The organism is Alteromonas sp. ALT199 (assembly GCF_018619335.1).
Classification (GTDB): Bacteria; Pseudomonadota; Gammaproteobacteria; order Enterobacterales; family Alteromonadaceae; genus Alteromonas.
Map to the genome: position 1 here is coordinate 146,728 of NZ_JAHHDX010000084.1, position 11,833 is coordinate 158,560.

At 42.7% G+C, this 11,833-nt stretch carries 7 protein-coding genes and 1 tRNA gene; 6 read left to right on the forward strand and 2 right to left on the reverse strand.

Going from position 1 to position 11,833, the window contains the following annotated elements:
• Positions 1-63: 63 nt before the first annotated feature.
• Positions 64-2,658, forward strand: a complete 2,595-nt coding sequence (locus KL866_RS08825) for a TonB-dependent receptor (protein ID WP_025257071.1) — start codon at positions 64-66, stop codon at positions 2,656-2,658.
• 193 nt (positions 2,659-2,851) lie between these two features.
• Positions 2,852-4,360, forward strand: coding sequence for a tryptophan halogenase family protein (locus KL866_RS08830; protein ID WP_214994695.1), 1,509 nt, complete (start codon positions 2,852-2,854; stop codon positions 4,358-4,360).
• Positions 4,361-4,432: 72 nt separating this feature from the next.
• Here the strand turns inward: KL866_RS08830 and KL866_RS08835 are convergent, their stop codons facing one another.
• Complete coding sequence (locus KL866_RS08835) at positions 4,433-5,854, reverse strand: glycoside hydrolase family 32 protein (RefSeq protein ID WP_120649664.1); 1,422 nt, start codon at positions 5,852-5,854, stop codon at positions 4,433-4,435.
• A gap of 148 nt (positions 5,855-6,002) precedes the next feature.
• On the opposite strand from KL866_RS08835, the gene KL866_RS08840 reads away from it, so the two are divergent.
• Together KL866_RS08840 and KL866_RS08845 are read left to right on the forward strand one after the other, a co-directional pair.
• The gene (locus tag KL866_RS08840) at positions 6,003-7,013 is read left to right on the forward strand and encodes a LacI family DNA-binding transcriptional regulator (protein WP_025257074.1); all 1,011 of its coding nucleotides are present in this window, start codon (positions 6,003-6,005) and stop codon (positions 7,011-7,013) included.
• A gap of 21 nt (positions 7,014-7,034) precedes the next feature.
• Positions 7,035-8,282: an MFS transporter gene (locus KL866_RS08845; protein WP_025257075.1), complete on the forward strand. Its 1,248-nt coding sequence runs from the start codon at positions 7,035-7,037 to the stop codon at positions 8,280-8,282.
• An 86-nt stretch (positions 8,283-8,368) separates the two neighbouring features.
• Here the strand turns inward: KL866_RS08845 and KL866_RS08850 are convergent.
• Positions 8,369-8,445 (reverse strand) — tRNA-Arg (locus KL866_RS08850).
• A 264-nt stretch (positions 8,446-8,709) separates the two neighbouring features.
• On the opposite strand from KL866_RS08850, the gene KL866_RS08855 reads away from it, so the two are divergent.
• Both KL866_RS08855 and KL866_RS08860 read left to right on the forward strand, forming a co-directional pair.
• On the forward strand, positions 8,710-9,117 hold the full coding sequence (locus KL866_RS08855; RefSeq protein ID WP_014947775.1) for a cytochrome c5 family protein: 408 nt from the start codon (positions 8,710-8,712) through the stop codon (positions 9,115-9,117).
• Between the two features lie 102 nt (positions 9,118-9,219).
• Positions 9,220-11,820 (forward strand): EAL domain-containing protein, encoded by a 2,601-nt coding sequence (locus KL866_RS08860; protein WP_214994697.1) that lies wholly within the window; start codon positions 9,220-9,222, stop codon positions 11,818-11,820.
• Positions 11,821-11,833: the final 13 nt, after the last annotated feature.

Genomic DNA, 11,833 nt, shown 5'->3' on the forward strand with positions numbered 1-11,833 from the left:
TACGTTATGCAGTTTTCGGTGTAAAAAGCACACTCAAAATTACAAGGTCTGTCAGGAGGCTTCATGGGTCATCGTCAAACAAGTCAACACAACACAAAGCATTTTCAGAAAAAGCGCTTATCTATTTTAGTATCTTCACTTTTCGCATGCACGGGGGTAAGCATGTTAGCAATGGGCAACCTAGCCTATGCACAAGAAGAAGTGCCGGAAAAACCAGAAAAAGAAATAGAACGAATTTTTGTTACTGCAGTGCCAGGGGGAAGCGTAGACCCACTAGAGTCGTCAGTATCAATTTCTAGCATAGACTCAGACAGCCCAGTTTTTGAAGTATCTCGTACAACCGCTGAAATACTTAGACAGATTCCAGGAGTCCGTTCAGAAGCGTCCGGTGGTGACGGTAATGCGAACATTGCAATTCGCGGTTTACCAATAGCTTCTGGCGGTGCAAAATTCTTGCAACTTTGGGAAGACGGCCTTCCAGTATTAGAGTTTGGCGATATCTCTTTTGCTAACGCGGATATCTTTTTAAGAGCAGACGCAAACGTAGCACGAGTTGAAGCTATTCGAGGTGGTTCGGCATCGATACTTGCCAGTAACTCACCCGGTGGTGTTATCAACTTTATCAGTAAAACGGGTGAGCAAGGCGGCGGCACAGTAAGACTTACCAAAGGGCTAACTTACGATACTACTCGATTAGATTTTGAAGCCGGTCATAACTGGGAAAATGGTTGGTATGGCCATATCGGCGGCTTTTACAGAGTAGGTGAAGGCCCTCGTGAAGCTGGATATGATGTTAACAAAGGTGGTCAGATCAAGGCTAACCTTACGAAAGAATTTGATGGCGGTTATATCCGCGGTAATATGAAAATCCTTAACGACCGTGCAGTAGGTTATATGCCAACGCCTATGTTCGTAAGTGGTACAAATGCGAATCCGTCATATAGCTCTATTCCGGGCTACTCGGCTAATGGCGATACCCTACAAAGCGTTCATACAGATATTATTCAGGTATTGGATGAGCAAAATAATGTGGTGCAAAAGCGTCTTTCAGACGGCATGCAATCTGACGTAAAGCAATTTGGCTTTGAAGCCAGTTTAGATGACATTGGTGGCGGTTGGGCATTATTAAACCGCTTTAAAATGGCCGATATAAGCGGTGAGTTTGTGGTGCCCTTCCCTGCTTCGGTAGGCACCCAGGACAACCGTGGCGCGTTCGTTGGAAACTATCTAGCAGGCTCAGAAGGTCGAACAGACTTTAGCTATATCTATGCAACGGGCCCCAATACAGGTCAAGCACTTGCGCCCGATACATCTGTGGCTGTTATCCACACGTTTAATACAGAGATGCAAGATTTAAGCAACCTGATGAATAACTTAGACTTGAGCAAGGTATTCTCTTTATCTGATGATTCTGAGTTAGAAGTGCACGCAGGTTGGTATCACTCAGAACAAGCAATTGAGAACTTTCAGAGTTGGCCTTCGTATCTGACATCAGTTGAAGGTGGTGGCGACACTGCATATGTTGATGTTGTAGACGACGTGAGCGGAGAAACCCTGACTAGCGGTGGATTAATTTCATATGGCCCCGCTGAATGGGGAAATTGCTGTAACGGGGGCTTCAATTTAGATACGAAGATTGATGCCTTTTATGTGAATACTACCTATTACAGTGGTGACTTCACGTTTGATGCGGGTCTCCGTTACGACTCAGGGCGCACTACGGGTTCTCGTTCGCTCGATGCTAACTCAATTCGTGTTACAGACTTTGATGTTAATAACAACGGTAGTATAGAGGGCGTAGAAGGTCAGGTGTCTTTACATAACCCTGAACCTGAATTTGCTGTCGATTTCGATTATGATTATTTCTCATATTCCCTTGGTGCAAATTACCTAGTAGATACTGATTTAAGTGTATTTGGCCGATACTCTGTAGGCTATCGCGCTAACTCAGAACGTCTTATTGGCTTGGTTTATACACCTGCGAATGTTGTCGACCCAGATAGCTCAGCCTTTGGTAAAAAAGTGGGTGACATTGACGATGAGCGCATTGAAGATCAAGTAAAAATGTTAGAAATCGGTGTTAAGTATCGTTTCGATAGTTTAGATATCAACGCCGTTTATTTCTCAGCCGAAACTCAAGAAGTCGTAGGCGAAAGCCGTGTTACTGGCGGCCCATTATCTTTACGCGATTATGAGTCTTCAGGTATCGAAGTAGAAGCGTTCTACTCTATCAATAACTTTAACTTCTCTGGCAATGTAACCTGGACAGATGCTGAAATTGCAGCCGACGATTTATTCCCTGACTTTGTTGGAAACGTACCGCAACGCCAAGCAGATTGGGTATACTCTGCTATAGCATCTTACGATACAGAGTCATATACGGTAGGACTAAACATAGTTGGCACGACTGACTCATATGTACGAAATGAAAATGTGTTAGTAATGCCTGGTTATTTAACAACAAATCTGTTTGCCACTTATCGGTTCAATGATGACTTGTCGGTATCACTTAACGTTAACAACTTAACAGATGAAATTGGTTTAACTGAAGGTGAGAATGCTGCTGTAGGCGCATCAGAGCCGTTTACTAATGAATATGTGAGAATGCGTTCAATTAGCGGTAGAAGTGCAGTTGCAAGCATCAACTATACTTTCTAAATGAATTTACATGGCAATGTGTAAGTGTGTCTCTCCATTATGGGTCTGTGTGGGACCCGACATGTGAGAGCAGTGTGTAGCTCTTGTTTTAAGAGCGTGAAAGAGGGCCTTTGGTCCTCTTTTTTTCGTTATGCACATTTTACGAATTTAATAAGAACACTGAATATTTCAGATTGATATTGAGAGTTTAAATATGCGCAAACCCGATAATGCAATAAAGAAAGTAATCATAGTTGGTGGCGGTACTGCTGGATGGATGAGTGCTTCTGCTTTAGCAAACTCCCTTAAAAAAAACAGTGTAGATATCACCTTGGTGGAATCTGATCAAATTGGAACCATTGGTGTTGGCGAAGCAAGTATTCCGCACATAAAGACATTTAATCGCCACGTAGGGATTACAGAGAAAGATTTCATGAGCCGAACTCAGGCCACGTTTAAATTAGGCATTGAGTTTGTTGATTGGAAGCAAAAGGGCCATCAATACTTTCACCCTTTCGGGCCATATGGTGTTGATATGGATGGCGTGAGTTTCCATGCGTTTTGGCAACGTTTGCAGACCTGTGGTCACAGCGACACCTTAGATCAATACAACATAATGGCGATGGCAGCTAAACAACATCGCTTTAGACACCCCGTTCAGCAGAAGAATACGCCGCTATCTGAAATTGGCTATGCGTATCACTTTGATAGCGCGTTATATGCTTCTTATTTGCGCGGTATCGCAGAAAATAAGGGCGTAAGGCGCATTGAAGGTAAAGTAGTTAATACTACATTGCGAAATGACAATGGCTTTTTAAAAAGTATTACATTGGAAAACGGACAAACCTTAGAAGCCGACTTATTTATCGACTGTTCAGGGTTTTACGGTTTACTTATAGATAAAGTATTTAAGGTACCTTTCGTCGACTGGAGCCACTACTTACCTAACAATAGCGCTTGGGCCGTGGGTAGTGAAAAGCTGACTTCTCAACCTCCTTTTACCCGCTCTACCGCTGTAGAAGCCGGATGGCAATGGCGGATACCACTACAATCACGTACAGGCAATGGCATTGTATATTCTAATGTGCACACGGATGACCAAAGTGCACAAGATACACTGCTACAAAATATAGAAGGAAAATTAGTAGGTGAACCACGAAAAATTAGCTTCAAAACGGGACATCGAGCCCAGTTTTGGGTGAAAAACTGCGTTGCAATCGGGCTATCATCTGGTTTCTTAGAGCCTTTGGAATCAACGTCTATTCACTTAATCCAGTCTGGTATATCTAGGCTCATTAGACTGTTTCCAGATTTGGATTTTGAACAAATTGATATCGATCACTTTAATGAGCAATCTGTCACCGAGTTTCAACAGATTCGTGACTTTTTAATTTGTCACTACAAGGTGACAGAGCGCACCGATTCAAGCTATTGGCAGTTCTGCAAAAACATGGAGATACCAGATAGCTTATCACGCAAGCTTTCGCTGTTTGAAAGCCGAGGACGGATCTTCAGAGAAAACGAGGAGCTATTTAACCGTTATTCTTGGCTTGCAGTTATGGTTGGTCAGGGCCTTACTTCTCGCGGGTATGATGCAAATGCAGACATCTACTCGGAACAAGAACTGAAGAAGAGAATGTCTGATATAAAACACATAATTGATGTAAACGCGAAGTCGATGCCGGAACACGGCGCTTACGTAGAGAATTACTGTAAAGTGTAGTTTGAATAAGCGCTGAAACGTAATATTTTGTATAGTGACTCCACTAAATATTACATTGCAGCGCTTAATTTTCTAAGTAAAGTCCGTTAGAGAAATCTTGGTAACATGCTCGGAAATATTTACGTTATTCAGAGATGATGAAGGGAATACTAACGAAGTAATGCATTGCTCACCGTCGTTAAAAAAACATTCGAATGAACAAGCGTCAACATAAATCTCTAAACAAATAGTATCGCTCGTATCAAACACGATGGGTATGGTCGACGCTGAATCAAACCCTTTTTCAAAAAAACCAGTCTGGCTTCGATCAACTGTTATTTCAGACCTTTTTAGATCAATAGAAATAGAAAAGACCTCACCTTCCTTGTTAGTCCATACGATATCGGTCTGCTCTTCGCTTGGCGATATATTTAAGGAAAGCTTGTAGGCTCGAGGTAGAGCCTGTTTACGCGAAAAATCTGCTTCTTGCGTTCCATATTCGCTAAAATTTGGAAAAGCTGGCGTCAACAGCCGATACGAATTACTGCGTTTACCCAGCTTAATTCGTCTAGGTAGCGTCATCGAACCACGCCACGTATCATCTGGGGTATTATTTGCGTAGTCCCAGTTACTCATCCATGCTGTATACACTCTTTCTTCAAGTATGTTTGGTGTATTATCCCAAGTAATACCTGCGTAACAATCTGTACCATGGTCTAACCAACGAATTTCATCATCCTGCGGTACGAATTCGATACCGTCGAAGCTACCTATGAAATATTGAGTTGCAGATCCGCCATTAGGCCCACCAGGGTTAATACTGATTAATAGCACCCAAAACTGCTGCCCTGTTTCTTCACATAGTAAAGGAAACAAGTCAGGACATTCCCAAACGCCGCCATGAGCGCCAACGCCCTCACCAAACTCTGACAATTTTGTCCATGTTTTGAGATTCTCAGACTTGTAGAAATGTACGCAATGCCCCGCGACTACAGCTTTAACCCAGTATTGTCCGTCTTGACCATCAAACCAAACCACCTTCGGATCTCTAAAGTCTTTAATACCAGGGTTAGCAATCACAGGGTTTTCATTGAACATGCTAAACGTATTACCGCCATCTACAGAATAGGCGATGCTCTGTACTTGCTCCTCTTTCACAGACTGTTGCGTGAAAGTAGCAATTATTGGAGGAACATTATCTATACCAAAACCTGAAGTATTTTTTTCATCCACTATTGCCCCACCCGAGAAAATGTATCCCAAACCTTCTGGCTCAGCATACAACGCTATTGGTTTGTGCACCCAATTAATTAAATCAGTCGACTCTGCAGCTCCCCAGTGCATATTACCCCACACAGTTGCATCAGGGTTTAGCTGAAAGAAAAGATGATATTTACCATCTAGATAAAACAGTCCGTTAGGGTCATTTATCCAATGACCAAACTTGTAAAAATGAAAGTGTGGCTCCCATTTGCCATTTTGCGATGGGGATGTCTCGCGAAGGGTACTATGCATAACTTACTCATCATTACGAATGTGGGAAAAAAGACTTGATTAAATGTCTATCGTTGGTCATTATGATGACTGATTTTAACAGTTTGTCAACAAATTCGAACAAATGTGAGACAATTATGTCTCCATAAACTTACCGAAATATATATTCATGTCATCTATAAAAGACGTAGCCGCAAAAGCTGGTGTATCAGTTAAAACAGTTTCAAGAGTGCTGAGCAATTATGACGGTGTAAGCGCTAAAACAAGGCTGAAAGTAAATAAGGCGATGGAGGAGTTAGAATTTTATCCTTCAGCTGCTGCACAAGCGTTGAGAGGACAGGAAAAAGGCATCGTTTGTCTCATAACCGAGAACCTTACTACAACCCCTGACTCGTTCGACATTATTGCGGGGATCCAGCACGAGTGCGAAAAGCACGGCAAATTACTCATGATTGGTGAGTCAGGTGGCAATGTTAAAAGCTTTTCTCGTCTTGTCGATGATTTTAGGCGACAACGCGCCGAAGCAATTATTTTTGCTACCGTATCTCATAAAGAGGTAAGCATTAAAGAGTCGTTCAACAAATGTCCGCTTATATTGGTCAACTGTTACGAAAGCATTTTGAGACATCCAACAATACTACCTGACGATTATTTAGGTGCGTTCAATCTCACCAATGAACTGATCAAGTCCGGACATAAGAAAATTGCCTACCTAACATTATTTGAAGAGATGACCGCAACGCCTCTTCGAGTAAAAGGCTTTAGAAAAGCGCACGAAGAAGCGGGGCTTAGCGTTGAAGACGAATTGATTGTAGTGGGTGTTTGTGAGAACCCAGATGATGAGTTCGCTAATCTCCAAGGTATTTTAAAGGACATTATGTCTATGCCGGAAAGGCCTACTGCGATCTGCTGTGGTAACGACAAAATGGCAATGCGTGTTTTTATGCTTATTCGAAAAATGGGGTACAAAATACCTGAAACCATTTCAGTCGTTGGTTACGACAATTATAAATTGATTGCAGAAAACCTTGTGCCGAAACTCACTACAGTGAGCCTTCCTTACTTTGACATGGGGCAGATTGCCGCACAAATAGCTATTGATAAAGCATTACAAATAAACACCAAAATTCAAGAGATTAGCGGGCAATTACTTTTGCGTGATTCGCACCGCGCTATCTAATACCAAAACCAAGGAAAACTAATGACCGATGCCATATCAAAACGCAATTACTGGTTACTGAGCGGTTGTATACTTAGCTTTTTTTTAACATGGTCATTTTGTTTTTCGATTTACCCAATTTGGCTGAATCAGTCGATTGGTTTAGGCGGTACAGAGACAGGGTTAGTTTTTAGCATTAATGCTTTAACCGCTCTTTTCGTAATGCCCTGTTACGGTTTTCTGCAAGATAAATTAGGTATGCGTAAAAATTTACTCTTGTTTATTGGCGTAATGCTGCTACTCAGCGGCCCATTTTTTATCTATATATACACACCATTACTTAAGCATTCTCTTTACCTAGGCGCAGTCATTGGTGGATTTTATTGCTCTACCGCATTTTTTGCGGGTGTAGGTGCTGTCGAAACCTACATTGAAAGGGTTGGACGCACGACAGGATTTGAATTTGGCAAGGCCCGTATGTGGGGCTCGGTAGGTTGGGCGATAGCGACGTTTTTTACAGGTCAAATTTTTAATGTATCCCCAAGCTTGAATTTTGTGCTTGCCAGCCTTTGTGCACTCATATTTCTATCCTGCCTTTACTTCGTTAAGGTAAGTGAGAATACTACGAAGGAATCGGCTATTAACCAACAGGCAAACGCGCTTAAATTAAGTGACGCCATTGCTCTATTTCGTCAGCGTAAATTTTGGGCTTTCGCGACTTGGGTTATAGGTGTTTCTTGTATTTATGGTGTCTACGATCAGCAATTTGCCGTTTACTTTGCAGCGCAATTTCCAACCCAGGCTGAAGGTAATTCTATGTATGGATACTTAAATTCCTTTCAAGTTCTTCTTGAAGCTGGCGGTATGTTCATTGCGCCTTTCATTGTTAACAAGATCGGTGCTAAAAACGGTCTATTATTAAGCGGAGCTATAATGGCGTTGCGCATTATAGGTTCTGGCTATGCCGGCGATCCTATTTCAATTTCAGCCATGAAACTTCTACACGCCGCCGAACTCCCCATTATGCTGATAGCCATTTTTAAATATATTGCCGCAATTTTTGACGCAAGACTGTCGGCAACAATTTACATCGTGGGCTTTCAATTCATGGGACAAGTTGCCGCAAGCGGTTTATCAGTATTACTAGGTACGCTGTATGACAAAATTGGCTTCGCTGATGCGTACAAAATCATAGGCCTCGTTGTACTATTTTTCGTTTTAGTATCTGCAGTTGTACTCTCTTCAGATAGAAGAGCGGACCCGCTAGGGCTCTCACCACAATATAAGTAGACCATTGTATCTAAAACGTTTTTTAAGGGTGTGGGAATAAACTCTGCATTGAAAGTACTGTTATAGATCGAAGAATATTCAATAAATGGCCCGCCCTAGAGGATTCGAACCTCTGACCTCGGCCTCCGGAGGGCCGCGCTCTATCCAGCTGAGCTAAGGGCGGTTTGTAGAACCAGTGAGATAATCACCGAGCGTTTACAACAATGAATACGCGACTGCACGTATGCTGCAAACGGGGCGTAATAATACTGACGCCACGGGCTGGCTTCAACTCATTTATTAAAATCTCTTTAGATGGCTTGGCATAAGTGTTAAAAATCCTTACTTTTTATGGGTAATTGGCCTCAAATAGTTGTTCAGCCCCAATTAACCGTTATAATCTGGCCAGTTATATTTTAAACAAATTCATCATTGCCTGGAGACAGATGTGAAATTAAAGACTTGGTTAACTGTTGCTGCTACTGCGCTAACTGTTTTTGCAGCACAAGCACAAGAAATGAGTAACGATGAAATTGCCGATCGCATTAAGCCGGTAGGTCAGGTACATGTTGCTGGTGCAGCAGCTGAAGGTAGTGCTGGCGCAGCTGGCGGAGCAAAGTCTGGCGAAGACGTTTATAACTCTGCGTGTGTAGCATGTCACTCTGCAGGTGTTCTGGGCGCGCCTAAGGTTCACGTTGCAGCCGATTGGCAGCCTCGTTTGGACGAGCGCGGTCTTGACGGTGTATGGCAAAACGCTCTGAACGGTATCAACGCTATGCCTCCTCGCGGTACCTGTGGCAACTGTTCTGATGACGAAATTAAAGCCGCTATTGAGTATATGATTGAAGGTATCTAATACCTACACGATCACAACAACTTGATGGAAAAGTAGCGTTTTCTCCGCTAATCGGGTAAGTTAATTGGTTGGGAAACGTTACTTTTTTTACTGGCGAGCGGAATGTCACAAGATTCTACGCAACATGAGTTGACGGAAGAAGAACTGCGCGAACTTATACCGCAGCTTCAACAACTCACTGACAAATACAAGCGCGCTGAACGTGTTCAGAAGGCGCTTTTTGACATTTCTGAACTTGCCAGTTCTGTAAGCCACCTCAACCGCCTTTACTCAGCTATTCACGAAATCATTGCCGATTTTATGAATGCCGATAACTTCTTTGTTGCCTTCTACGAACCTGAAAATCACGTTGTTGATTTTGCCTATTTTATTGACGAGTTCGACGAAAAAACCGTATCTCAACTTCCCGCAGAGTCTTTAATGGACGGCATGACCGGCTACATTCTTAGAACCGGTAACTATCTTTTCTATAAGCGCGATAAAGAAGAGTTTTTTGCATCTGAGCACGATATTAAGTTGGTAGGTTCTCAACCTTATGAGCTTTTAGGTGTACCGTTAAAGCGGGGTAGCCAAGTCATTGGGGCCATGGTAGTGCAAACCTATGATGAGGGTGTGCACTATACTCAGGAAGATTTAGAAGTACTGCTTTTTGTCTCTCAGCACATTGTTACCACTGTTGATAGAGTTAAAAACCGAGAACTTACTGAACGCACTATTCGCGAACGTACCCGCCAACTTCGACAAACAAACGACGATCTTCAAGAAGAAATTTTAGAACGACAAAAAGTTGAGTCGTTGCAACAAGCCCTCTTTGAAATATCAGAACTTGCCGCCACACTTGAAGGCGACATGAATGTATTCTATTCCAGCCTTCACGATATTTTAGCGCGATTAATAAGCGCACCAAACTGCTACATTGCTATACACAACAAAGAAAAAGAGTTACTAGAATTCCCTTACTTCAGTGATACTCATGATAAAGACATAAGCTCACGTCCATTGGGTCTTGGGCTTACTGAACTTGTATTGCGAACCGGTCAAGCTGAACTAGTTAATCCTCCGCGTGTACTGCAGTTAGCCGAGTCGGGTGACCTAGATGTATCGGTTGCACAAACCATGCTTAATAGCGCTAATTCGTGGCTGGGCTCACCCCTTGTTGTTGAAGGTGAAATTGCCGGGATTATTGCGGTTCAAACCTATGGTAAGCATGCGAAATATAATGCCCGCGACCAAGAGCTTCTACGCTTTGTTTCGCACCATATTGCGGTAGCTATCGAACGCAAGCGCAACACCGAGTCGATGCAACGCTACAATTCTGAGCTTGAAGAACGCGTAAAAGAGCGTACCGCAGAGCTTAACCGAGCAAATAAGTTTCTTAAGCAACAGATAGAAGAGCGTAAAGAAATTGAACTTAAGCTTATTCACGACGCCCACCACGACTCGTTAACCGACTTACCTAACCGTTCCATGTTTACAAGCCGGTTAGAGTTAGCTATAGCCAGCAAACAACGTTATAGCGAAAACATGTTTGCGGTTTTATTTATCGACTTAGACCGTTTCAAAGTTATTAACGATACCCTAGGTCACCATGCTGGTGATGAATTCTTAGTTGAAGTTGCCAGGCGCATAGCACTGTGTATTCGTGGTCATGACTTGTTAGCCCGTTTAGGTGGCGATGAGTTTGTTGTACTGCTGGATAACTTTGAAGATGAAGCTGATGTTGAAGAGGTGGCCAGCCGTATAATCTCATCGATTTCAGAACCATTTTTACTAGATGGTCGCGAAATGTATTCTGGTGCGAGTGTGGGTATTGCCCACCTTGAAACCTATTATCGCAGTGCAGATGAAGTGCTAAGAGACGCCGATGCCGCCATGTACCAGGCTAAAACACTTGGCCGCGGCCGCTTTGTTATGTTTGACAAGAGCATGCGCGACAGGTTGATAGAAGAGCTTGAGCTTGAAAACGAATTCAGGCGAGCTCTGCGTGAAGAAGAGTTTGATTATTTCTTACAGCCAGTCGTTGATTTAAATGACAACAGCACACTGTATAAAGAAATGTATATTCGTTGGTCTCATCCAGCGTATGGAAAAATAGCAAGAGAACAATTTCGACTGGTTGCAGAACAGAGCGGTTTAACATTAGATCTTGATTTGTTCCAACTCAATAAAGCCTGTGAACTACTTAACTATTACAAAGGTACAAACGACCCGATAAACAAAATTGCGGTGAACGTATCAATTAACCACTTGTTGCAGGCATCGATGGTTAATCAGATGATTAATGTGATTTCGTCATCTAATATCACCCCAAGTCAGTTAGTATTTGAATTTGATGAAAACGATTTAAACCGCCGCTCGCAGTTTATTCTTCCAGCTATTAAAAAATTAAAGCGCGCAGGCGTAACACTGGTACTCGATAACTTTGGTAGTGGCTTGGCCTCGCTAAGCTATCTGTTTGCTTACCCCTTCGACTTTATTAAAATTGATCATCGATTTGTGAAGTCACTGCCGCGCTCGCAACGTAATTTGAAGCTTATTCAATCGGTAATGCTGATTTCTGAACACTTGAAATTTCATGTGATTGCTGAAGGTGTAGACTCTCAGGCGCAGCTTGATGCCCTGAACGAAATTGATTGTTCTTACGGTCAGGGCAAAATATTAAGGCACGCTAAAGTGCTTGATATGGCATCGTTAGTAGGCTGAAAATGCGTGCGTA

Excerpts from the sequence above, each read along its gene's own strand:
- KL866_RS08825 (WP_025257071.1), top strand. The coding sequence starts at position 64 with ATGGGTCATCGTCAAACAAGTCAACACAACACAAAGCATTTTCAGAAA.
- KL866_RS08830 (WP_214994695.1), top strand. The coding sequence starts at position 2,852 with ATGCGCAAACCCGATAATGCAATAAAGAAAGTAATCATAGTTGGTGGC.
- KL866_RS08835 (WP_120649664.1), bottom strand. The coding sequence starts at position 5,854 with ATGCATAGTACCCTTCGCGAGACATCCCCATCGCAAAATGGCAAATGG.
- KL866_RS08840 (WP_025257074.1), top strand. The coding sequence starts at position 6,003 with ATGTCATCTATAAAAGACGTAGCCGCAAAAGCTGGTGTATCAGTTAAA.
- KL866_RS08845 (WP_025257075.1), top strand. The coding sequence starts at position 7,035 with ATGACCGATGCCATATCAAAACGCAATTACTGGTTACTGAGCGGTTGT.
- KL866_RS08860 (WP_214994697.1), top strand. The coding sequence starts at position 9,220 with ATGTCACAAGATTCTACGCAACATGAGTTGACGGAAGAAGAACTGCGC.